The sequence below is a fragment of the Thioalkalivibrio sp. ALE23 genome (assembly GCF_000378545.1).
Classification (GTDB): Bacteria; Pseudomonadota; Gammaproteobacteria; order Ectothiorhodospirales; family Ectothiorhodospiraceae; genus Thioalkalivibrio.
Genome location: NZ_KB900034.1, coordinates 1 through 21014, shown reverse-complemented (window position 1 = coordinate 21014; position 21014 = coordinate 1). Strand labels below are relative to the sequence as shown.

Sequence of the window (21014 nt, the reverse complement as noted above, 5' to 3'; positions counted from 1 at the left end):
TCACATGGCCTTGATAGAGGTAACCTATTGGGGATCAGAGCCGGGCCCGGGCCCGCTGCACCAGACCGGCCGGGTCGCGCAGGCCGGGCACCACCTTCGCGTGCCCGTCGGCATCCACCACCGTGACCTTGCCGAAGCCCAGGCGCCGACCCAGCCAGTGCTGCTTCACGCCGATGTCGCCGACTCTCTTGAGATCGAAGCGCACCGCGCGCTGCCACAGGAGCCCGCTCGCAACGTGGAGGTAACGATCGGTCAGCACCGCCTCGGAGTTGACGAAACTGGCCAGCCCCCGAATCGCCAGCCCCGGCAGGATCACCAGGTAGAGCACCGCGGCCGCGCCCAGCCCCCACACCCCGAGCGGGCCGATGGCCAGCAGCGCCGTGAGCCCCAGCACCCCCAGCGTCGGCAGAAACACCGCCCAGTGGGCATTGGTCTCCAGCTCCACATGCGCCCCGGGCTCCAGCTCTTCGCGCAGTTCGATGGAACGCCGCCCCAGGATCACCAGCAGGCTGATCAGCACCGCCGGCGGCAACAGCAGGATGCCCGCGACCAGCAGCATGTTGCCGACGCGCGCCCCGGACCAGGCCACACCCGCCACCAGGGTGATGACCGCGGAGAGCATCAGCGCCACCGCCAGCATCCACAGGGCGCGGCGCACGCGCTCGCCACGACAGACCTCGCGGGCCGAGCGCCCGCCCGGCCACCAGCGGATCAGCGTCGCCGCCAGTGTCAGCGGCAGCAGCACCACGAACGCCGCCACGAACCCGAGTGAACTCCCGCCACGCACCAGCATGGCCCCCAGCAGCGAGATCACCGTTGCCACCGCCAGGATCAGCGGCATCTGCCGCCCCAGTCGTGCCCAGAAACCCTGCGCCATCACGCCCTCTTGCGGTTATCCGTATCCGGAAAAGGCGCCAGTCTATCAGCGAACGGCTTATTCCTCGGCGGCCGGCGGCTCGGCCGCGCCCGAGAACCCTGGTCCGCGCACGTCCTCGATGTCCCAGCCACGGTCCATGTCGCGTCCGGTCACCCACCAGTCGTGGACGTGCAGGCGCAGCGGGCCACGCACCCGTTCCTCGAAGCGCGACGGCAGGACATACGGCCCGACCTCCTCGTACTCCAGGAACGTGGTGTCCACGTGCGCGCCCTGCGTGCGCTCGAAGCCCTCCAGCGTGATGTGCACGCGGTACAGCCGGTCGGTCTCCGGATGGATCCACATCACCACCTCGTCGCGTTCGGCAAAGCCGAAGCCCGGTTCGATGGTCGCCAGCACCCGGTGGTAGTCCACCCCGTCCTCGCGCCGGTCCGGCAGGCGCTGCAGATCGGTGGCGCGGTGCTTCACGAAACTGGGGCCGAAATGGAACAGCTCGCCGGCGTCGATGGTCATCGCGGTGGCGGCGACCCGGTCCGGATCGGTCTCGAACTCCCCGTTGTAGTACACGCTGATCGTGCCCTCGTGGCGGAACACGTGCTTTACGCCCTCGGGCCCGGTGTACTCGCGGACATACAGCGAATCCGCCGGCCGGTAGCGTTCTTCCGAGCGACCGCGGAATCCGGTGTCCGCCACCAGCGGCTGGATGCGCTGGATCATGCGTCCCCATTCGCCGTCGGTGGCCATGTTGAAGTCGCGCGGATCCTCGCGCAGGTCGCCCCCGTGCGCCTCCAGCGTTCGCTCGAACAGGGTCTCGGCCGACAGCCCGTCGGCGAACTCCCGATCCGGCGCCGGCTCCGGAAAGGCGCGCCCGCAGCCCGCCAGCAACACGATCAATCCCGCCACGCCCGCAAGCCGCCAGCCTGCGGCCACTGTCCGTCCCGTCCGTACCATGGCCATCCTCCCCTGCGTGCGACGCCGGGCCCTGCGGCCCGGTATCCGTCTACTCGGGATCCGGGGGCACGCCAGAAAGTTCCACGTGCTCGGACCCCACGAACTCCCACAGCTCCGGCATCAGCCGTTCCATGCGTTGCTGGATCGCATCGGACACCAGCAGCATGTGGTCGATCCCCTCGGTCCGGCCGAAGATCGAATGGGTCAGCTCCTCGCGGGTACGCACGCGGTTGCGGATATCGTCCAGCAGCCGCTGGAACTCCGATGGCGTGGGCTGCACACCCAGCGTCCGGAACAGCTCCCCGAGCCCGTTCATCAGCCCTTCGGCCTCCGGCCCCAGGCCGAAGTCCTCCGGGCGGTAATCCGACTCGCCCACCGAGGCACGCGGCACCCACACGCTGAAACCGACCTTCTTCAACGAATGATAGACCGGTTCCTCGGAGATCAGGACCAGCATCAGCCGCTCCCGACTGGCCACGAACGACGCCCCGCCCATGGACCACTCGCCATCCACCACGAAGCGGTACAGCCGCAGGTGCTCGCGGAAGTCCGCCGCCTGCAGCTGATCCAGGATCAGGATGGTGCGCTCGCCCTCGGAATACGCGCAGGCACTGGAGACCTCGCGGTCGAACGCCGGGATCGGCGGTTCCTCGCGGCCGCCCTCCTCCGGGTTGGATGCCGGCTGTGCGGTCGGCACCGGGTCCTGCGCCTGGGTGAAGTCGTGATACAGCACGTGCGGGACTTCCAGTGCCGCGGCCAGCGCGTTGGCAAAGGCCGTCTTGCGCCGGCCCGAATCTCCCTCGACGTTCAGCGTGGGGATCACGCCGCCCGCCTGCGCCAGCACACAGTCCACATGATGGGCATAGTCGATATTCGATTCGAAGCCGTTGTCGGCCATCCGTTCGCGCAGTGTCTTCATGGGCCTTCCTCGTGGCCTGCCTTCCCCTCAAGGATACTTTCCCGCTGGCCGGCAGGGGTAGGGAACCGGCCCCCCGGCAGACGTCGAGCGGCCGCAGCGTGTTCCAGTCGACGGCACGAATCCGACACAATCCATGAACCCAGTTCACAAACCGTTCCGGGTTCGCTAGTCTGCAGCGTCATGGGAACCGAAGACCGCAAGCAACGCGAGCGCCAGGCACGCGAACAGTTGTTCATCGACAAGGCCCACGAGCTGATCCGCACGGATGGCCTGCTGGCCCTGCAGATGTCGAAGCTGGCCGCCGCCTGCGAATACGCCACCGGCACGCTGTACCAGCACTTCGCCTCCAAGGAGGATCTGCTGGCCGCGGTGGCGACACGCACCACCATCCAGCACGCCGAACGCTTCCGCCGGCTGCCGGAGCTGCCCCTGGGCACGCGCTCGCAGATGCTGGCGATCGTACTGACGGATCTCGATTTCGCCGCCGCCAACCCGGACCACTACCGCCTGATGCAGTACCTGCTCACCGAAGCGGTCTGGGCGCAGATCTCGCAGGAACGCCGGGAGGCCCTGCTCACGGCCGCCCAGCCCATCAGCGATGCCGTGAGTGGCGTGGTGGAAAGGGCCCGGGAAAATGGGGACCTTCCCGTGGCACGGGAAATCTCCGCCGAAGAGATGGGGCTCGGCCCCTGGGCCCTGAACCTGGGCATGCAGAACCTCGCGAACGCGCGCGGCCTGCTGGAGGCGTATGACATCGGCCAGCCGCTGGATCACCTGATCCGGCACTTCCACGCCCTGATGACCGGCTGGCGTTGGGAGCCGCGCGTGGACCCCGACGAACCCTCGGTGGTGCGCGCGGAGACCGAGCGCGTGCGCGCCGTGCTGCAGGAGACCTTCCAGTGAGCCGCCGTTTCTTCTACATGCTGTTCGGCGTGGCCGTGGTGCTGGGCGGGATCTTCGGATTCAAGGCCTTCATCGACCAGCAGATCGCCGAATATTTCGAGGAGATGCCCGAACCCGAGGCCACCATCAACGCAGCCACCGTCGAGACCGACGCGTGGACACCCGAGACCCGCGCCATCGGCAGTCTCGAGGCGGTGCGCGGCGCGACCCTGAGCTTCCAGAGCCAGGGCCTGGTGGATCGCATCCTGTTCTCCAGTGGCACCGAAGTGGTCGAAGGCGAGACCCTGGTGGAGCTGGACACCGCCCTCGACCGCGCCGAGCTGGAGAGCCTGCAGGCCGCGGCCATGCTGGCCGAAAGCGAGCTGCAGCGCGCCCGCGGGCTGGCCGAGCGCGACAGCATCTCCGACTCCGAACTGCAGCGCCGGCAGACCGAAGCGGAACAGGCCCGCGCCGCCGTGCGCTCGCAGGAAGAGCGCATCCGGCAGAAGCGCCTGCGCGCGCCGTTCGACGGCCAGCTGGGCATCCGCCAGATCGACGAGGGCCAGTTCGTCGGCCCCGGCGACCCGGTGGTCGAACTGCAGACCCTGGATCCGATCCACCTCAACTTCACCCTGCCCGAACGACGCCTGAGCGAAGTCGAACCGGGCCAGGAAGTGCGTATCCGCACCGATGCGCACGACGCCGTTGGCACCGGTGTCATCACCGCCATCGAGCCGCGGGTGCGTCCCGCGTCGCGCATGTTCCGCGTGCAGGCCACCCTCGACAACGAGGACCACCGCCTGCGCCCGGGACAGTTCGCCCGCGTGACGCTGCAACGCGGCGAGGCCGAGGAAGGACTGGTGGTGCCGCAGACCGCCATCCGCCACGCCCCGTGGGGCCAGTCGGCGTTCGTGGTGTTCGAGGACGATGACGGGCAGAAGCGGGTGGAACAGCGTCTGGTCGAGACCGGCGAACGGCGCGGCGACCTGATCCGCATCCGCGACGGGCTGGAGGAAGGCGAGACCGTGGCCGCCAGCGGCCTGCTCAAGCTGCAGAACGACACCCCGGTGAACATCACCGAAGACGCCCGGCCGGATGCCGAGCGCGACCCGCGCCCGGACACTCGCTGAGCCGGACCGCGACCATGCGTTTCACCGACGTCTTCATTCAGAAACCGGTGCTGGCCACGGTGGTCAGCCTGTTCATCCTGCTGTTCGGCATCCGCGCGGTGGTGGACCTGAACGTCCGCCAGTTCCCCGAGGTGCAGAACGCGGTGGTGACCGTCAGCACCTCGTACATCGGCGCGGAAGCCGATCTGGTCGAGGGCTTCATCACCACCCCGATGGAGCGCGAGGTCGCCGAGGCCGAGGGCATCGACTACATCGTCTCCTCCAGCATGGCGGGCACCAGCACGGTGCAGGCGCACCTGGAGCTGGACTACGACCCCAACGAGGCGCTGACCCAGATCTCCGCACAGGTCGACAAGATCCGCTCCGAACTCCCGGCCGAGGCCGAGGACCCGGTGGTGGACCTGTCGGTGGGCGACGACGTCGCGGCGATGTACCTGTCGTTCTATTCCGAACAGCTCGACAACAACCAGATCACCGACTACCTCGTGCGCGAGGTGCAGCCGGAGCTGTCCACCGTCAACGGCGTGCAGCGCGCCGAGATCCTCGGCGGCGAGCCCTTTGCCATGCGGGCCTGGCTGGACGCGGACCGCATGGCCTCCTACGGGGTCAGCGGGCGCGACGTGCGCCAGGCGCTGGAGGGCAACAACGTGCTCTCCGCGGTCGGCCAGACCCGGGGTTCGATGGTCAGCCTCGACCTCACCGCCGACACCGACCTGCAGAGCGTCGAGGAATTCGAGCAGCTGGTACTGTTCGAGGCCGACGGCGACCTGGTGCGCCTGGCCGACGTGGCCGAAGTGGAACTGGGCTCGGAGACCTACGACTCCTCGGTGCGCTTCAACGGTCAGGCGGCCACCTTCATGGGGATCGAGCTGGCGCCGGACGCCAACGCCCTGGACGTGATCGCCGAGGTGCGCGAGGTCTTCGACGAGCGCGTGGAACCACGGCTGCCGTCGGGTCTGAACGGCGAGATCGTCTACGACTCCACCGACTACATCGAGAGCGCGATCAACGAGGTGCTGATCACCATCGCCCTCGCGCTCCTGATCGTGCTGGCGGTGATCTACATGTTCCTGGGCTCGCTGCGCAGCGTGATCATCCCCGCGGTGGCCGTGCCGCTGTCGCTGGTCGGCACCTTCATGCTGATGCTGCTGATGGGCTTCTCGCTCAACCTCCTGACCCTGCTGGCGATGGTCCTGGCGATCGGCATCGTGGTGGACGACGCGATCATCATGCTGGAGAACATCTCGCGGCATATCGAGGAGGGGATGTCGCGCATGGAGGCCGCGCTGCAGGGGGCGCGCGAGCTGGCCTGGCCGATCGTGGCGATGTCCACCACGCTGGTCGCGGTGTTCCTGCCGCTGGGCTTCATCGGCGGGCTGACCGGCACGCTGTTCATCGAGTTCGCCTTCACCCTGGCGGCCACCGTGGTGATCTCGGGGATCGTCGCCATCACCCTGTCACCGATGATGTGTTCGAAGATCCTGCGCCACGGCGACGGCCAGCAGCGCGGACGCATCGAGACCTGGCTGGACGACCGCTTCGACGGCCTGCGCCGGCGCTACCGGCGGCGCCTGCACGGGGCCCTCAACGACCGCTTCACCATCGCGATGTTCGGCGCCATCGTGCTGGTCTCGTGCTATTTCCTGTTCGTCACCTCGCAGTCGGAACTGGAACCGCCCGAGGACCAGGGCTTCGCCTTCTCCATCATGGAGGGCGACCCGCACATGGGCATCGACCACCTGGAACGGAACACGGCCCTGACCGACCGCCTGTTCGACGAGATCCCGGAGATGGACAACATCTTCATCGTCAACGGCTTCGGTGGCGGCCCGGGCATGGCCGGCGCGACCAACCAGGCGCTGGGTGGCTTCGTGCTGAGCCCGTGGGAACAGCGCGAGCGCGACACCGACACGATCCTGGAAGAAGACCTGCAACCGGCGCTGGAGCGCATCCCGGGACTGGAGGTGTTCGCGGTCCAGCCACCGCAGCTGCCGACCCCGGGCGACGGCGCCCCGATCGGGGTGGTGTTCAACTCCACGGCCTCGTTCGAGGAGCTGGAAACGTTCAGTGACGAGATCACCGAGCGCGCGATGGCCACCGGGCGCTTCATCTTCCTGGATACCGATCTCGACTTCGACAAACCGCGGGTGGACCTGAAGATCGACCGCGAGCGCGCGGCCCAGCTCGGCATCGACATGACCACGCTGAACGCCGACCTCGCCACGTTCCTCTCCGGGGGCTACACCGGCCGCTTCGCGATGGAGAACCGCAGCTACCGGGTGATCCCCCAGGTACAGCGCTCCGACCGCCTGACCCCGGAGCAGCTGGAGGAGCTGTTCACCCGCACCGCCGACGGCACGCCGGTGCCGCTGTCCAGCATCGTGACCCTGGAGGAAAGCGTCACCCCGCGCGAGCTGAACCGCTTCCAGCAGCTCAACGCGGTGACCCTGCAGGGCGTGCCGGCCCCGGGCGTGACCCTCGGCGAGGCCCTGGCCCTGATCGACGAGATCGCCGCCGAAGTACTGCCGCCGGACGTAAACGTGGACTACGCGGGTGAATCCCGCCAGCTGAAGGCCGAGGGCGGCGACCTGGTGGTGACGTTCTTCTTCGCCCTGCTCGTGATCTTCCTGGTGCTGGCCGCGCAGTTCGAGTCGTTCCGCGACCCGCTGATCATCCTCACCACGGTGCCGATGTCCATCGCCGGCGCGCTGATCTTCATCAGCCTGGGCGTGACCTCGCTGAACATCTACACCCAGGTGGGCCTGCTGACGCTGATCGGCCTGATCGCCAAGCACGGCATCCTGATCGTGGAGTTCGCCAACCAGCTGCAGCGCCAGGGGCATCCGCTGCGCGAGGCGATCGAGGAGGCCGCCAGCCTGCGCCTGCGGCCGATCCTGATGACCACCACCGCCACCGTGGTGGCCATGGTGCCGCTGCTGATGTCCACCGGCGCCGGCGCCGGCTCGCGCTTCGCCATGGGGCTGGTCATCGCCGCCGGCATGGCCATCGGCACGCTGTTCACCCTGTTCGTGGTCCCGGCGATCTACACCTACCTCGCCCGCGACCACTACGCCGACAGCCTCGCCGCCGGGGAGACGGACCACTCGCCCGCCTGACCGACACGCCTGACCTGGCATGGCGGCAACCATTTGCCGCCATGCGGCTAAAGTTTGCCGCCCGCCAGCCGTTACCTCCGGGAAGTTGTGTACCCGGAGGGCCACCGCCCATGCGCATCGCAGAACATTCCCTGGAACTTTCAAGCCAGCGCGTCGCCTTCGAGGCCACGCACCGCTCGGCACGTGTCACCGCCACCCGCGCCGCCGCCGCGAACCTGCCAGCACCGCCGGCAGCCCCCGCAGCAATCGCGGCAACCGGCGAATCCCCCCGGGCCCTGCCATCGTTGTCAGCCCCGGCCGCCACCCCGCACACCGAAGCCCGCTCCACGGTCGGCGCGGCACCCGCGGATGCCGAACTCACCCCGCTGGACAACATGCGCATGGAGCTGCTGCGCCTGATCGTGGAACGCCTGACCGGCCGGGAGATCGAGGTCCTGGACCCGTCCGAGCTGCGCCCGGACCCGGCCGAGGATGCCGAGGCGGTCGAATTCTCGCCGCCCGCCGCTCACGCACGGGGACCGGCCCCGGTGGCCCGTGCCGGCATCGCCTGGTCGGTGGAGGAAACCCGTATCGAAGTCGAGCACACGTCCTTCGAGGCCCGGGGCATGGTGCGCACCGCCGACGGTCAGGCGATCGACATCGACCTCTCCGTCAGCATGAGCCGCGAGTTCATGCAGCACACCCGCGTCAGCGCCGGCATGGACGCCGAGCTGCACGATCCGCTGGTCATCAACTTCGATGCACCGGCGGCCGCCCTCACCGACACCCGTTTCGAGTTCGACCTGGATGCCGACGGCCACGAACAGCAGGTGGCCTTTCTCCAGCCCGGCAGCGGGTTCCTGGCCATCGACCGCTCCGGCAGCGGCAAGGTGGACGACGGCTCGGAGTTGTTCGGCCCGCTCACCGGCGACGGCTTTGCCGAGCTGCGCCGCCACGACCACGACGGCAACAGCTGGATCGACGCGGACGACCCGGTCTACGACCGCCTGCGCGTGTGGACGCGCGACGAACAGGGGCGCGACCAGCTACTCGCCCTGGGAGAGGTCGGGGTCGGCGCCATCTACCTGGGCCACGTCAGCACCCCGTTCGACCTGCGGCACAGCGGAGACAACACCCTGCTCGGCCAGGTCGAGTCCACCGGACTGTGGATCAACGAAGACGGGGAAACCGGCAGCGTCCAGCAGATCGACCTGACCGCCTGAGCGGGGAACCGCGGAGCCCGTATTACTCCGTCAGTTCCTTGAGGATGCGTGCGTGGATGTCGCGGTCCTCGTCCTTGCTCAGCACGAAGCGGATGTAGCGCACCGATTCCAGATGCGGGGTCCGGTGCACCACCGTCTCCAGGGCCACCCGCGCCGCGTCCTCGATGGGGTAGCCGAACGCCCCGGTGGACAGCGCCGGGAACGCGATGCTGAAGATCCCCGCCTCCTCGGCGCGCGCCAGGGCCTCGCGATAGCACGAGGCCAGCAGGCGACTGGCCGGTTCGTCACGCCCGTACACCGGCCCGAGGCAATGGATCACGTAACGGTTGCGCAGCCGGTGCCCGTCCGTCAGCACGGCCTGACCCGGTTCGATGGGGGCCAGCGCCTGGCATTCACGCTCCAGCTCCGGCCCCGCCGCATGGTGGATGGCCCCGGCCACGCCCCCGCCCGGGCGCAGCCAGGCATTGGCCGCGTTGACGATGGCGTCCATGTCGTGCTGCTCGACGATGTTGCCGGTCACGCACTCGATCTTCACTCCCCGGACCACAACCTGCATCATTCTTCCCCCATCTTTCCCTGATCATTTCCGTCTCAAGCATAGGCCAGCCAACCGGCCCCGTACACGCCACCCCGGTCCCGTAGGAGGCCAGCCCCTGGCCGACCCGGCGCAGGAGATTCCCCGAACGCACAATCGGCCGGAGGGCCGGCCTCCTACCGGGGGCAGGGCCCCATCCGTCGTAGGAGGCCAGCCCCCTGGCCGACCCGTCCAGGCCACGGCCTTCATCATCATGAGCGAAAATTCTAATCTCTCATGCATGAGGAATATAACTTTTTTCACCCCGTCCCTTCCTGTACCAGGGGCGCCAACATAAACAGCCCCCTGGCAAACGCGACAGGCACCCGTGGGTGCAAAAGAAAAATGACAAGAAGAGGTACGCTCATGAAAAACCGGATGATGATCCCGCTGGCTCTGTCCGCAGCCGCCGCTCTCGCAATGTCTGGTACGGCGCTCGCGAACGACAACGGTTATGGCACGCAAAAGGTCGTCTATCACGTCAATTACGACGACACCGACCGGTATATGGGGGCGATGGGCAACATTCAGAACCACATCAATGCTGTCGGCGCAGACAACATGGAGATCAAGGTAGTCATGCACGGGGACGGCCTCGGCCTGCTCGACACGGCCCGGAACCACGATGACCTGCGTGCCCGTGTGGACAACCTGAAACTCCAGGATGTCGAGTTCCAGGTCTGCGCCAACACGCTGGCCGGGCGCAATATCGATCTCCACGAAGATCTGTACGATGCTCGCGAGGCGGATATCATTCCGAGCGGTGTTGCCCACATCTCGCACCTGCAGAACAACGGCTATACCTACAGCCGGCCCTGAAACCATCCGGCCCGCCTCCGGCTGCACCACGGTCGGCCGGAGGCCTGATTCCTCCACGGGCGATTGCCCGCGCGCACAATCGGCCGGAGGGCCGGCCTCCCACGGGGGCAAGTAGGAGGCCAGCCCCCTGGCCGACCCGACACCCCGCAGGGGGCCAGCCCCCTGGCCGACCCGACACCCCGCAGGAGGCCAGCCCCCTGGCCGACCCGACACCCCGTAGGAGGCCAGCCCCCTGGCCGATCCGGCGTCACGTCCGGAGCAACGATTCCACCGACCGCCGGGGCGTCGCCCGCGGCGTCCCGTCCGGGCGCCCCAGTGCGAACAGCAGCTGCGGATGCCCGCCACTCAGCGGCTCTGCCAGCTCCGCGCGTCGCTCCGGCAGCTGCAGCGGCTGATTCAGGTAGCGCGCGCAGAACCCGTGACGCGCGGCCTCCAGCAGCACCCGCTGCAGGCCCTGCCCGGCGGCCAGCGACTGCATCGGCCCGTCGATCCCCGTCCCCAGCGCCAGCAGGACCGGCGCCCGGCTCGCCACCCGAGCCTCGGCACGGGCCATCCGCCGGGGCGACACCAGCCGGCGCACGGCCCAGCGGGTCAGACCGCCGGTGAAGCGCCCCACCGGCAGCCCATCGCCTGCGGCCGCCGGGCGCATCCAGTGCGCCAGCTCCGCCCGCCAGGCCGGGTTGCGCCACTGCTCACGCGTCGCCTCCCGCACCAGCCGTACGATCTCGCGACGCGGCTCCGTCCCGGTCACCGGCCGCAACCAGACGCCCTCCTGGCGCGCCGCGGCGACCAGCGCATCCACAACCTCCGGCGGCACCGGGTCCGGACGGAAACGTCCGCGCCACGAGCGGCGCCGAGGGATCCACTCCTTCAGTAGCGGCAGCGTCTGCAGATCGGCGCCTGCGTGGGTCGTGTTCAGCAGGCGCACGTACGGTCCGGGACCGGCCTGTTCCGGACGCACGTTCAGGCCCCGGCCGTCAGCCGCCGCGGCCACCCGCAGGTTCATCACCGCGCAGCCCACGCTGATCACCCGCTCGCGCCCGCCGGGATCGGAGACCGGCAGGACCCGCTCCGGGTCGGTCCAGACCTCCACCCCATCACGCGCCACGCGGAACCGCCACGGCTGGCTGTTGTGCGACGACGGGGCCTGCGCGGCAAGCTCCAGCCAGTTCCGGATGACGGGGTCGAGATCCATGGGGTCAGGCCTCTTCGATCAGGGAACGGGTGCGCGCCGCGATGGCATCCGCCGGACGCGCCATGGCTTCTTCCAGGGTCAGACTCCCGTCACACAGGGCGCGCACGTCGGTCAGGCCCAGCGCGGCCAGTTCGTCCGCATCGGCATCCACGGAACCGGCCACCGCCGCCACCGGCACGCCCAGCCCCCCGGCGCGACGCAGCACCTCGGCCACCACCTTGCCATGCGCGGTCTGGCCATCCAGCCGGCCCTCGCCGGTGATCACCCGGTCCGCCTCGCGCATCGCCGCATCCAGACCGATCAGGTCGGCCACGTACGCCGCCCCCATGCGCGCGGTCCCGCCCAGCACGCAGCCCAGCGCGAAGCCCAGCCCGCCGGCCGCCCCGGCGCCCGGCGCATCCACCGGCCGCCGCAGCCACCCGGCGGCCTCGATGCCCCCCGCCAGGCGCTGCATGCAGGCATCCATCGCCGCGACGTCGTCCACCGCCAGGCCCTTCTGCGGCCCGAACACCGCCGCCGCCCCCTGCGGACCGATCAGCGGGTTGTCCACGTCGCTCAGCAGCGTGATCTCGACCTCGCCCAGGCGCGGATCCAGCTCCGCGAAATCGGCCTGCGCGAGGCCCCCCAGCGCCGCCGGATGCGGCGCCAGCGCACATCCGTCCGCATCCCGGAACCGCACGCCCAGTGCTGCCAGCAGGCCCGCGCCCCCGTCCACCGTGCCACTGCCGCCCAGGCCCACCAGCAGATGCCGCGCCCCCGCATCCAGCGCCGCGCGCATCAGTTCGCCCACGCCCCGGGTATCCAGCCGCCAGGGATCGCGGCGCCCCGCGGGGATCCGGTCCAGACCACAGGCCGCGGCGACGTCCAGCACCGCCCGGCGACCCTGCGGGTCCAGTCCCCAGCCGGCCTGCAGCGCCGTTCCGTCGGGGCCGGTGACCTGCGCATGGCGCCATTCCCAGCCCGCCGCCCGGCTTACACGCCATGCGGTGCCCTCGCCGCCATCGGCCATCGGCAGGGCTTGCACCCGGGCATCCGGCCGCGCCGCAAGCACGCCGCGCACCATCGCCGCGGCCACCTCCTCGGCCGCCAGACTGCCCTTGAAACTGTCCGGGCACACCACCACCCGCAGCGGCTCCGCCAAGCTTCCCTCCCGAGTCCGCAACCCGTCACGTCCGTCCGTTGCCACGGCTTTCATTATGGACGATGGCGCAACGAACCTTCGCCCGGCCCACGGCTCGAACGTACATGGACATCCCGCTGCTGATCATCGGCCTGCTGCTGCTCGCCACCCTCGCCGCCTTCTTCGCCGGCGTGCTGCCGTATCCCGTCGGCTGGATCATCCTCGGGATCGCATTCATCGGCCGGCTGCTGCATCTGCGAACCCGCGGCGGAAGCTGATACGTTGGTCCCATCGAATTCACCACACGGTTAACGACACGGAGAAGTGAAATGAACGGTCTGGAAGGCAAGGTCATCGCCATCACCGGCGGCGCCGGGGGCATCGGCGAGAGCACGGCGCGCAAGCTTTATGAACAGGGCGCCAGCCTGGTCATCACCGACCGCGAGGCGGGCCCGGTGGAAGACATCGCCCGCTCGCTCGGCGAGCGCGCGGTGGGCCTGGCAGTGGACGTGACCCGGCGCGAGGACAACGAACGCATGGTCGCCACCGCCGTGGATCGCTTCGGCCGCCTCGATGGCGTGTTCCTCAACGCCGGGATCGAGGGCGAGATCGGCCCGTTCGACAGCCGCACCGATGCCGCCTGGGACAAGGTCTTCGCCGTCAACGTGCAGGGCGTGCGCCTGGGTGCGGAGGCGGCCCTGCCGGCACTGCGCCGGGGCAACGGCGGCAGCATCGTCATCACCTCCAGCGTGGCCGGACTGCGCGGCTTCGGCGGCCTCTCGCCGTACGTATCCAGCAAGCATGCGGTGGTGGGCATGATGAAGTGCCTGGCCGCCGAACTCGGGCCGGAGAACATCCGCGTCAACACCCTCAACCCGGGCCCGGTCGCCAACCGCATGATGGAATCCATCGAGGAACAGGCGAACCCCGGCCACGCCGACGAGGTGCACCAGTCCTTCGAGGCGCGCATCCCGCTGGGTCGCTACGTCAACAACGAGGAATGCGCCGGCATGGCCGCGTTCCTGCTGTCCGACGCCGCCTCCGGCTGCACCGGCAACACCTACGTCGTCGACGGCGGCCTCTGCGCGCAGTAGCCCGGGACCCTACCCCGTCGCGCGCATGCCGCCGCCCCCGCCACCGCCCGGTGGCGGGGTCCAGACGTTGCGAAAGGCCTGGTGGGTGTTCTGCGGGAGATCGCGGGAGAAACGCAGCTGAACGCCGCCATCCGCGCGTACCGCATGGATCCGCCCGCGCTTGAGACGGTACTGGCGTGCCACGTCCTCGCAGCCGCGCAGGAACGCCGTCGGCGGCTTGCCGCGCCGCACCCGGGCCGTGCCGTCACGCAGCTCCACCGTAAACACCAGCCGTGCGTGCCACAGCATCAGCGCGACCCCCAGGGCCAGCATGGCGAACATGAACAGCAACGTCAGCAACATGATGGTTACGCCACGGGCGTGGAACACGTGCCCAGTGTAGCCCCGATGCGGCCTACCGCACGCTGCGAACGCGCCAATCCGTGCTAGCGTCAGGGGATCACTCGCCAACCGAGGCACACAACATGCACTGGACCCGGATTCTGGGACTCGCCCTTATGGCAGGAGGGATCATCCTCCTGGTCATGGGCTTCAACGCCACCGAAAGCCTGACCGAGGAACTGCACCAGGAATTCACCGGCCGCTACACCGATGACACGCGCCTGTACCTGATCCTTGGCGGGATAATGACCGTCGTCGGCCTCGTCCTGGCGATCTTCGGCGTGCGCCGCTGAGGTCGCCAACCAGCTTCCATGTCACCAATCCAGCTCCTCGTCGCATTCATCCGCCGGGGTCTCCATCCCCTCGCGGATCGACTCGCGCATACCCGGCACCGATAGCAGGTACAGGGTCTCCTGAATGGCCGACCAGTCCGACTCGGATAGCAGGACTGCGTTGTTCCGTTTGCCAGTGATCACGATTGGCTCATGGGATTCCGCCGTTTCGTCGATCAACCGGTAGAGGTTGCTGCGCGCCTCTGTAGCCGTATTCCCCGTCATGGCACACCTCGCGCGTGTGTGGGCTCCGATTAAGAGTACGCCTTGACGTACGTCCCGCAAACCGTACGCTTGATCTCCGCGCCTTCGCCGAGGCCGATCGCCAGCGGCAACATGCCGAGCACCGTGGTCAGGGTGGTCATCAGGATCGGACGCAGGCGCAGCGCGCCGGCCTCCACCACCGCCCGTTCCCCACCGTGTTCTTGGGGCCCGGCTATCGCAGGAGGCCAGCCCCCTGGCCGATCAGGCGCGTCCAACACCCCATCGCCCAGAGGGCTGGGCTCCCACGTGTTTAGTAGGAGGCCAGCCCCCTGGCCGATCAGGCGCGTCCAACACCCCATCGCCCAGAGGGCTGGGCTCCCACGTGTTTAGTAGGAGGCCAGCCCCCTGGCCGATCAGGCGCGTCCAACACCCCATCGCCCAGAGGGCTGGGCTCCCACGTGTTTAGAAATAGTCATCCTCGCGCTGGTGCCGGAACGCCAGCAGGGTGACCGTCTCGGCATCGTCGATTTCGAACAGGGCGACATAACCCGAGCGGCCAAACGGGATCAGGAGTTCGCGGATGCGGGGGTAGGAGGCGTCGAGCATGCGGCAGCTCAGCGGAAAGCGCTCCAGTAGCGACACCGCCTCGCCGATGGCGGTTCGGGCATGGGCCGCGGCTGCCGGGTCGCTCTCCGAGAGGAACGCGACAAGCCGCAGGAGATCTTCGCGTGCCTGCGCTGTAAATCGTACCGAGTAACTCATCCTTGAGGCTCCAGCGAGTCGGCTACTGCTTGCTTAACAGACGGTCGAGATCGTCGAGCACCGATTGGGCCGGGAAGTACTCATCCGTTTCCCGGGCGCGGCGCGCGGATTCCAGACCGCGCGCCAGAAACTCGGCCCGCGCCTGTCGGCGGTCAATCTCGTGGCGAACGGCATCCTCGATAAAGGCCGACAGCGTTTCTCCCTCGCCAAGGGCCTGCTCCACCTGATGCCGAAAACCATCGCTGACCCGCAGGGCCGGTAACGTTGTGTTTTTCATACCGCGTCTCCGCAAGAACCTCCTCGGAGTGTATCGCAAATGCAATACAGCGCCCATCGGTGGACCCGTCCGCGCCGCTCGACGCAGCCTGACCCGGCTGATGGGCCACGGGTAACCACTCTGGCCTGTCTCCGTCATTGCGAGGCCTCGCAGAGGCCGCGGCAATCGACCGTCGCTCGGTACCGTTGGTGGCCCTTGTGACCGACCGCAATGATCGACGATCCGGGCTTGCTGGCCTATACTTATGGCAAAGATTGCCAACCCGAGACGCGGAGGCCTCCATGGCCACAATGAACATTTCGCTACCCGATCCCATGAAATCCTGGGTGGAGGAGCAGGCGCAATCCGGCCAGTACAGCAACAGCAGTGATTACGTGCGAGACCTGATCCGCCGCGACCGGGAGCGGGCGCTGAAGATCGCGCACCTGCAGGCGCTCGCCACGGAAGGCCTGGAAAGCGGCCGTGGTGAGCGAACGATGGAAGAGCTGAAGTCAGCCGCCAGAAGCGACCCCGAAGACTAACAGCATGCGATATGCCCTGACCTGCAAGGCGGAAGACGACGTCATCGAGATCTTCCGCAGTAGCGTCGAGCAATTCGGCCTGCAACAGGCAGAGCGCTACCACAGCCTGCTGGCTGCAACCTTCGAGTTTCTGGCGGAAAACCCTCGTGCAGCGCGTGAGCGTAAGGAAATCTCACCACCCGTTCGGGTTCACCCCGTCGGCGCACACATCGTGCTGTTCCAGATCGAAGGTGATGAAATCCTGATCATCCGTGTTCGCCACGCGCACGAGGACTGGGAGGGAGACGAGCCGTAGGCAATGCGGTAACGCTCCGGGAGCGCGACCCAAGGCTGCATCGAACCCTGCGCCGGATCCTGAAGGAAATGCTCCGCAACGACCCGGCCACCGGAACCGGGAAGCCGGAACCCCTCCGGCATTCGCTCTCGGGCTTCTGGTCCCGGCGCCTGTCCGCCCGGGACCGACTGATCTACCGCTTCGACGATCAAGCCATCTACATCTTCGCGATCGGCGGCCTTTACGACACGCTGTGATCCGAGCGGGCCTTTCCCTCCGCTCGGGGGCTTATCGGCAACAGGCGAGGTCTAGCCCCGGGGCCACTGGGCGTGCCCAGGGTGCCGTGAAGGTCCCATTTCGGGGGTGAAATGCCTAGTTCAAGGCTCGCACCCGGCCTTCAGCATGCGAAAGTTTCGTTCCGACAGAGGGTTACCGTAGTCCGAAGCCGCTTGGAAATGCGGAGATTGACTCGCATAATCTACGCATAGATTGCGGAGAATGTCGTGCAATACATCTCGGAACTGACCGGCTGGCCCCACTGGCAGTGGGACGCGGAACATATCGCGCCGATGCTGGCTGCGGCCGCGCGCGAGCAGGGTCGGCTGCTCGGAAGGATGCAGGGATTGGGATTCGCACTGCGCGAGGAAGCGTCGTTTCGCGTGCTGTCGGAGGATATCGTGGATTCCGGCGCGATCGAAGGCGAGCGACTGCCGCTGGATCAGGTGCGCTCCTCGCTTGCACGTCGCCTCGGCCTGGAGGCCGGTGGACTGACCGCTTCAGGGCAGGACGTCGACGGCATGGTCGAGCTGATGCTGGATGCCACGAAGTCCTTTGACCGTGAACTGACAGTCGATCGGCTGTTCGACTGGCATGCGGCCCTGTTTCCGACGGGACGTAGCGGGATGACGCGGATTCCGGTCGCGCGTTGGCGGGATGACGATGAAGGGCCGATGGAGGTGGTGTCGGGTCCCGTTGGTCGGGAGAAGGTGCACTTCTCCGCGCCACCGGCCGAGCGAATCCCGGGGGAGGTCGACGCCTTCGTCGCGTGGTTCAAGTCGCCCGGCCCTCTGGATCCGCTATTGGTGGCGGGGCTGGCCCATCTCTGGTTCGTGACCATTCACCCGTTCGCGGATGGAAATGGGCGTATCGCTCGGGCAATCGCCGATATGGCGCTGGCACGAGCGGATGGTTCGGCGGAACGTTTCTACAGCATGTCCGGGCAGATCCTTCGGGAACGCAGTGACTATTACGCCATCCTGGAGCGGACTCAGAAACAGGGGGACCTGGACATCACCCTGTGGCTGGAATGGTTCCTGGGCTGCCTGCAGCGTTCGCTGAGCAACGCCCAGGATGCACTCGAGCACGTCCTGTTCAAGGCCCAATTCTGGGACCGCTTCGCCACGGAGCCGCTCAATGCCCGACAGATCAAGGTTCTCAAACGCCTGCTGGACGGATTCGAAGGTGGGATGAGCTCTTCACGTTGGGCCCGGATGGCCAAGTGCTCGCAGGATACGGCGCAGCGCGACATTGCGGACCTGGTGGCTCGAGGCGCATTAAAGAAGAACCCGGGCGGTGGACGCAGCACGAGTTACGCCTTGCCGGACACGCTCGGATGACCCGTCTCGTCGCACCAGGTCGACAAGGAATGCGGTAGGGGGCAAGCACCGTGCATGCGCCGTGCGCTCAGGCATCCGCAGGAACCCGGCTGTTACCTTTATTCAGGGCACCTGAACCACGCGCGCCACAACCTCGCGGGCTACGAACGGAGGAGGCATGGGGTCAGACCTTGCCTTTTGCCTCTCCCTTGATGCGGGGGCCAAAGGCAAGGTCTGACCCGAAGTCCGCGAGGTCTCCTGGACACCCATGCCTTGAGCCAAAAGGCAAGGCCTGACCGCAAACACGCTCGCCGGGTCCCTGCGGCAGACCATCTCAATCTTGAGCGAATGGCGCGTGTGCGCGCCCGAGGCGCCCAAAGACCCCATTTCGCCGGCAAAAAATCCTCGTTCAAGGCTCAGAAACCGGCGTTGAGAGGATGGAAGTCGCCTTCCTACAGTGGGTTACCTTGGTCCAACCCCGTCTTTCTCCTGTAAACAACGGCCCCGACCAAGCGCCACAGCCTCAGGCCAGCACTCTAGTCGACATGCAGGACCACCAGGGCGATCAGCAGGATCACGTTCGCGGCGAGTGACACGCCCAGGAGGATCGTTTTCCAGTCCGGCATCTCCGGCGCAGTGCGCAACCTCGGCGAGGACCGAGTAGCGGAACCGGAGCCGGAGCGGCGGCCAGCCCTGTTCCCCGTGCCCCTCTTCCTGGCTGGCTTCTTTTTCTCGTGCATGTAGTCGCGATCGTCGAGTCCCAACGTCCTTTCTCCTTCTCTCTTTGCTTGCGTGCGGAGCCCCGGCCACCGGACACTCAGGCGGGCCAGAACAGGCGGGTCAGCGGCACCAGCGCGCGGGTTTCCGAATCGGCGTGGTCGTAGTGTTCCATCAGGGCGGTGACCAGGCCGTTGAGGTCCATCAACATTAGCGGGATCTTCGCCCGATCCGCCTCATAACGGGCCTCTTTGGTGAAGCCGCCGGTACTCACGTAAAGGCCCTTGTCGTCGCCGTGGCGCCCGCCCAGGAAGCTGCGCACCTCCTGCGCGCCCATGGCCGTATGCGGCCGGTGTTTCACCTCCACCACGATGCGCGGCGACTCGAACCCGAACCCATCGGGGGAGGCGATCACGTCCACGCCCCGATCCGGCCCCGGTGAAGACTCTCGCGTCTTGTAGCCCATCGCACGCAGCAGGCCGGCAACCAGGCTCTGCATTTCCCAGGCATCCAGACGGCTCACCCGGTCCTTGATGATCTCCACCGCCTCTTCGCGGTAGCGTTTCAGCAGGGCTTCCTCGTCCTCGCCGTCATCCTGCTCCTCTGCCGGGACTGGCGCGGTCGCTTGCCCGCTCAGCAGGGCTTCGATCTCCTGCCTGACCGCATCCGAGAGCCGGAACAGCGTGAGGGTGGACCCGAGAGAATTCCGCGCAGCGAGCGAAAGACGGTCCCGATCCAGCTCCGCCTGCCACTCTACGGCGCGCACGTTTTCGCAGGGCGGCAGCACTGCCGTGTCGTGCCGGTACTCCCCCGTAATCGTGCCCACGTGATAGATCCGGCGACTGGAGTCGTACGTGAGTACCCGGTCTCCCGCGGCCATCTCGTCCCGAAACCGGATCAGCTGGCTCGCCGCGCTCAGGCGTCGGCCGTCGGGCCAGTCCGGAAAGCGTGAGCGGTATTCTTGTACCAGCGAAGCCTTGTCCGCGAAGGCGGACAGATCGCCGATCTCCTCCCAGCCAATGCCGACATGCCCCTTTTCTCGAAATTCATCGGCCTGCCGCCCTCCCTGGCCCGCACGCACCATCCACATATTCACTTCAGCCATCATGCCCCCTGTTCAACATCTTGATCCGGTTCACTATGGCAGCCTCTCCGTCATCGCCTTACACGATCTCCGCCAGGCCCCCCGGCGGCCGATTTCAGCGTCGAAATGGGCACTTTAAGGCGTTAAACAAGCCTTCAGGGGACGTTAATCGTCTGCACTACAGTTGGTTACCGTGGTCCGAACCCGTTATCTTCGTCTACGGGTGAATGCGCACCCGTTAGTACCGAAGATCCGACAACAGGCCTTCAACCCCGGCAGGCGGTGAAGGCCTTATCGCTGGCCATCTCGCCGTCGCGATCCCATGTCGCTGTGCAGCGACCACACGCACTTGGGGTCAGACCTTGCCTCTTGCCTCTCCCATGATCTGGGGGCAAAAAGCAAGGTCTGACCCCGAACTATCTTTTCTGACCGTCACAACCCCGGGGCAGTCAACGGGACTTCGATCGATCCAAAAACCGTAGGAGACGTTCCTCACCCGCCCTCAGTTCTTCCGCAAGCTTCTCAGACAATTGATCTTCAGACCCAAGCGGCAGAGATACACGCTTCTTGGCTTCTTTTACAACCGGCGAGCGTGCTGATAAAAGCCGGGCGTCGTCGCTTATTATATGTCAGGTCTCGTCTGATTGCATACCGCGAGAGAAGGCACCCCTGTTTCATGCCCGGGAGTGGATGAGTATTGTGCCCGATGAGCGAACGGGAGGCTGACCGCATGGCGAGTACGATCCATTCCAACGCCCGCACCACACCCCGGATCCGGCAGGAACTGCAGGAGGCGCCGGCCGGCGTCAGCGACCCGGAACTGGCCCGGCGCTACGGCATCAGTCGCATGACGGTGCGCAAGTGGCGCCGCCGGCGCACCGAGGTGGAAGACCGGACCCATCGTCCGAAGACGATGCACACGACGCTCACAGCGGAACAGGAGGCGATCGTGGTCCAGGTCCGGGAGATCGCCCTGCTGTCGCTGGACGAT

General features: G+C 67.3%; 24 protein-coding genes and 1 pseudogene. 13 read left to right on the top strand and 12 right to left on the bottom strand.

From position 1 onward, the window contains the following. Positions 1-34: 34 nt before the first annotated feature. The 3 genes from F573_RS0108930 to F573_RS0108920 are packed head-to-tail and all read right to left on the bottom strand — an operon-like array spanning position 35 to position 2744. Positions 35-877, bottom strand: coding sequence for a PH domain-containing protein (locus tag F573_RS0108930; protein ID WP_019022293.1), 843 nt, complete (start codon positions 875-877; stop codon positions 35-37). 57 nt (positions 878-934) lie between these two features. Then, on the bottom strand, positions 935-1825 hold the full coding sequence (locus F573_RS0108925) for a hypothetical protein (protein WP_231372029.1): 891 nt from the start codon (positions 1823-1825) through the stop codon (positions 935-937). A gap of 49 nt (positions 1826-1874) precedes the next feature. Then, entirely contained in the window at positions 1875-2744 is an 870-nt protein-coding gene (locus F573_RS0108920) for a hypothetical protein (protein WP_019022291.1), read from the bottom strand. Positions 2745-2924: 180 nt separating this feature from the next. Here F573_RS0108920 and F573_RS0108915 point away from each other — a divergent pair, with 180 nt between their 5' ends. The 4 genes from F573_RS0108915 (at position 2925) to F573_RS0108900 (ending at position 9074) form a co-directional block, all read left to right on the top strand. Beyond that, positions 2925-3647 (top strand): TetR/AcrR family transcriptional regulator, encoded by a 723-nt coding sequence (locus F573_RS0108915; protein WP_019022290.1) that lies wholly within the window; start codon positions 2925-2927, stop codon positions 3645-3647. Next, positions 3644-4756 carry an efflux RND transporter periplasmic adaptor subunit gene (locus F573_RS0108910; RefSeq protein WP_019022289.1) on the top strand — a complete coding sequence of 371 codons (1113 nt, stop codon included), beginning with the start codon at positions 3644-3646 and terminating at the stop codon, positions 4754-4756. Before F573_RS0108915 ends, F573_RS0108910 begins: the two co-directional genes overlap by 4 nt. Before the next feature lie 14 nt (positions 4757-4770). Beyond that, positions 4771-7872 carry an efflux RND transporter permease subunit gene (locus F573_RS0108905; RefSeq protein WP_019022288.1) on the top strand — a complete coding sequence of 1034 codons (3102 nt, stop codon included), beginning with the start codon at positions 4771-4773 and terminating at the stop codon, positions 7870-7872. Positions 7873-7982: 110 nt separating this feature from the next. Next, positions 7983-9074, top strand: coding sequence for a hypothetical protein (locus F573_RS0108900; protein WP_019022287.1), 1092 nt, complete (start codon positions 7983-7985; stop codon positions 9072-9074). A 22-nt stretch (positions 9075-9096) separates the two neighbouring features. Here the strand turns inward: F573_RS0108900 and F573_RS0108895 are convergent, their stop codons facing one another. Then, positions 9097-9630 carry a macro domain-containing protein gene (locus F573_RS0108895; protein WP_019569796.1) on the bottom strand — a complete coding sequence of 178 codons (534 nt, stop codon included), beginning with the start codon at positions 9628-9630 and terminating at the stop codon, positions 9097-9099. Positions 9631-10014: 384 nt separating this feature from the next. On the opposite strand from F573_RS0108895, the gene F573_RS0108890 reads away from it, so the two are divergent. Next, positions 10015-10467: a DsrE family protein gene (locus F573_RS0108890; RefSeq protein WP_026300869.1), complete on the top strand. Its 453-nt coding sequence runs from the start codon at positions 10015-10017 to the stop codon at positions 10465-10467. A gap of 247 nt (positions 10468-10714) precedes the next feature. On the opposite strand, the gene F573_RS0108885 is transcribed toward F573_RS0108890, so the two are convergent. Both F573_RS0108885 and F573_RS0108880 read right to left on the bottom strand, forming a co-directional pair. Beyond that, positions 10715-11662: a nitroreductase family protein gene (locus tag F573_RS0108885; RefSeq protein ID WP_019022284.1), complete on the bottom strand. Its 948-nt coding sequence runs from the start codon at positions 11660-11662 to the stop codon at positions 10715-10717. Positions 11663-11666: 4 nt separating this feature from the next. Beyond that, a complete protein-coding gene (locus tag F573_RS0108880) occupies positions 11667-12803 on the bottom strand; it encodes a glycerate kinase (RefSeq protein WP_019022283.1) in 1137 nt (378 codons plus the stop codon). Positions 12804-12907: 104 nt separating this feature from the next. On the opposite strand from F573_RS0108880, the gene F573_RS15240 reads away from it, so the two are divergent. Both F573_RS15240 and F573_RS0108870 read left to right on the top strand, forming a co-directional pair. Beyond that, a complete protein-coding gene (locus F573_RS15240) occupies positions 12908-13060 on the top strand; it encodes a hypothetical protein (RefSeq protein WP_019022282.1) in 153 nt (50 codons plus the stop codon). Between the two features lie 51 nt (positions 13061-13111). Then, positions 13112-13876, top strand: a complete 765-nt coding sequence (locus F573_RS0108870; RefSeq protein ID WP_019022281.1) for an SDR family NAD(P)-dependent oxidoreductase — start codon at positions 13112-13114, stop codon at positions 13874-13876. Between the two features lie 9 nt (positions 13877-13885). Here the strand turns inward: F573_RS0108870 and F573_RS0108865 are convergent, their stop codons facing one another. Beyond that, positions 13886-14218, bottom strand: coding sequence for a DUF3634 family protein (locus tag F573_RS0108865; protein WP_019022280.1), 333 nt, complete (start codon positions 14216-14218; stop codon positions 13886-13888). A 122-nt stretch (positions 14219-14340) separates the two neighbouring features. Here F573_RS0108865 and F573_RS0108860 point away from each other — a divergent pair, with 122 nt between their 5' ends. Continuing rightward, on the top strand, positions 14341-14550 hold the full coding sequence (locus tag F573_RS0108860) for a DUF3185 family protein (protein WP_026300868.1): 210 nt from the start codon (positions 14341-14343) through the stop codon (positions 14548-14550). 21 nt (positions 14551-14571) lie between these two features. On the opposite strand, the gene F573_RS0108855 is transcribed toward F573_RS0108860, so the two are convergent. The 4 genes and pseudogenes from F573_RS0108855 to F573_RS0108840 all read right to left on the bottom strand — a co-directional run bounded on the left by F573_RS0108855 (position 14572) and on the right by F573_RS0108840 (position 15832). Further along, positions 14572-14814, bottom strand: a complete 243-nt coding sequence (locus F573_RS0108855) for a type II toxin-antitoxin system Phd/YefM family antitoxin (RefSeq protein ID WP_019022278.1) — start codon at positions 14812-14814, stop codon at positions 14572-14574. 44 nt (positions 14815-14858) lie between these two features. Then, a pseudogene (locus F573_RS15235) lies at positions 14859-14999 on the bottom strand (efflux RND transporter permease subunit); the annotation flags it as partial. 256 nt (positions 15000-15255) lie between these two features. Beyond that, entirely contained in the window at positions 15256-15555 is a 300-nt protein-coding gene (locus F573_RS0108845) for a type II toxin-antitoxin system RelE/ParE family toxin (RefSeq protein WP_019022277.1), read from the bottom strand. A 22-nt stretch (positions 15556-15577) separates the two neighbouring features. Further along, complete coding sequence (locus F573_RS0108840; protein ID WP_019022276.1) at positions 15578-15832, bottom strand: YlcI/YnfO family protein; 255 nt, start codon at positions 15830-15832, stop codon at positions 15578-15580. A gap of 281 nt (positions 15833-16113) precedes the next feature. On the opposite strand from F573_RS0108840, the gene F573_RS0108835 reads away from it, so the two are divergent. The 4 genes from F573_RS0108835 (at position 16114) to F573_RS0108820 (ending at position 18243) form a co-directional block, all read left to right on the top strand. Then, positions 16114-16353: a type II toxin-antitoxin system ParD family antitoxin gene (locus tag F573_RS0108835; RefSeq protein WP_038033287.1), complete on the top strand. Its 240-nt coding sequence runs from the start codon at positions 16114-16116 to the stop codon at positions 16351-16353. 4 nt (positions 16354-16357) lie between these two features. Next, positions 16358-16648 carry a type II toxin-antitoxin system RelE/ParE family toxin gene (locus F573_RS0108830; protein WP_019022274.1) on the top strand — a complete coding sequence of 97 codons (291 nt, stop codon included), beginning with the start codon at positions 16358-16360 and terminating at the stop codon, positions 16646-16648. Further along, entirely contained in the window at positions 16627-16884 is a 258-nt protein-coding gene (locus tag F573_RS0108825) for a Txe/YoeB family addiction module toxin (RefSeq protein ID WP_081619215.1), read from the top strand. Before F573_RS0108830 ends, F573_RS0108825 begins: the two co-directional genes overlap by 22 nt. Before the next feature lie 246 nt (positions 16885-17130). Then, a complete protein-coding gene (locus F573_RS0108820) occupies positions 17131-18243 on the top strand; it encodes a Fic family protein (RefSeq protein WP_019022272.1) in 1113 nt (370 codons plus the stop codon). Positions 18244-19039: 796 nt separating this feature from the next. Here the strand turns inward: F573_RS0108820 and F573_RS0108805 are convergent. After that, on the bottom strand, positions 19040-20047 hold the full coding sequence (locus tag F573_RS0108805; RefSeq protein WP_019022269.1) for a restriction endonuclease: 1008 nt from the start codon (positions 20045-20047) through the stop codon (positions 19040-19042). 706 nt (positions 20048-20753) lie between these two features. Here F573_RS0108805 and F573_RS14230 point away from each other — a divergent pair. After that, a partial coding sequence (locus F573_RS14230; RefSeq protein ID WP_155986646.1) for a helix-turn-helix domain-containing protein occupies positions 20754-21014 on the top strand: 261 nt, incomplete at its 3' end.

Coding starts and splice junctions, on each gene's coding strand:
- F573_RS0108845 (WP_019022277.1), bottom strand. CDS start 15,555: ATGAGTTACTCGGTACGATTTACAGCGCAGGCACGCGAAGATCTCCTG.
- F573_RS0108895 (WP_019569796.1), bottom strand. CDS start 9,630: ATGCAGGTTGTGGTCCGGGGAGTGAAGATCGAGTGCGTGACCGGCAAC.
- F573_RS0108925 (WP_231372029.1), bottom strand. CDS start 1,825: ATGGTACGGACGGGACGGACAGTGGCCGCAGGCTGGCGGCTTGCGGGC.
- F573_RS0108805 (WP_019022269.1), bottom strand. CDS start 20,047: ATGATGGCTGAAGTGAATATGTGGATGGTGCGTGCGGGCCAGGGAGGG.
- F573_RS0108900 (WP_019022287.1), top strand. CDS start 7,983: ATGCGCATCGCAGAACATTCCCTGGAACTTTCAAGCCAGCGCGTCGCC.
- F573_RS0108915 (WP_019022290.1), top strand. CDS start 2,925: ATGGGAACCGAAGACCGCAAGCAACGCGAGCGCCAGGCACGCGAACAG.
- F573_RS0108835 (WP_038033287.1), top strand. CDS start 16,114: ATGGCCACAATGAACATTTCGCTACCCGATCCCATGAAATCCTGGGTG.
- F573_RS0108865 (WP_019022280.1), bottom strand. CDS start 14,218: ATGTTGCTGACGTTGCTGTTCATGTTCGCCATGCTGGCCCTGGGGGTC.
- F573_RS0108920 (WP_019022291.1), bottom strand. CDS start 2,744: ATGAAGACACTGCGCGAACGGATGGCCGACAACGGCTTCGAATCGAAT.
- F573_RS0108855 (WP_019022278.1), bottom strand. CDS start 14,814: ATGACGGGGAATACGGCTACAGAGGCGCGCAGCAACCTCTACCGGTTG.
- F573_RS0108905 (WP_019022288.1), top strand. CDS start 4,771: ATGCGTTTCACCGACGTCTTCATTCAGAAACCGGTGCTGGCCACGGTG.
- F573_RS0108860 (WP_026300868.1), top strand. CDS start 14,341: ATGCACTGGACCCGGATTCTGGGACTCGCCCTTATGGCAGGAGGGATC.
- F573_RS0108930 (WP_019022293.1), bottom strand. CDS start 877: ATGGCGCAGGGTTTCTGGGCACGACTGGGGCGGCAGATGCCGCTGATC.
- F573_RS0108890 (WP_026300869.1), top strand. CDS start 10,015: ATGAAAAACCGGATGATGATCCCGCTGGCTCTGTCCGCAGCCGCCGCT.
- F573_RS15240 (WP_019022282.1), top strand. CDS start 12,908: ATGGACATCCCGCTGCTGATCATCGGCCTGCTGCTGCTCGCCACCCTC.
- F573_RS0108840 (WP_019022276.1), bottom strand. CDS start 15,832: ATGAAAAACACAACGTTACCGGCCCTGCGGGTCAGCGATGGTTTTCGG.
- F573_RS0108885 (WP_019022284.1), bottom strand. CDS start 11,662: ATGGATCTCGACCCCGTCATCCGGAACTGGCTGGAGCTTGCCGCGCAG.
- F573_RS0108870 (WP_019022281.1), top strand. CDS start 13,112: ATGAACGGTCTGGAAGGCAAGGTCATCGCCATCACCGGCGGCGCCGGG.
- F573_RS0108830 (WP_019022274.1), top strand. CDS start 16,358: ATGCGATATGCCCTGACCTGCAAGGCGGAAGACGACGTCATCGAGATC.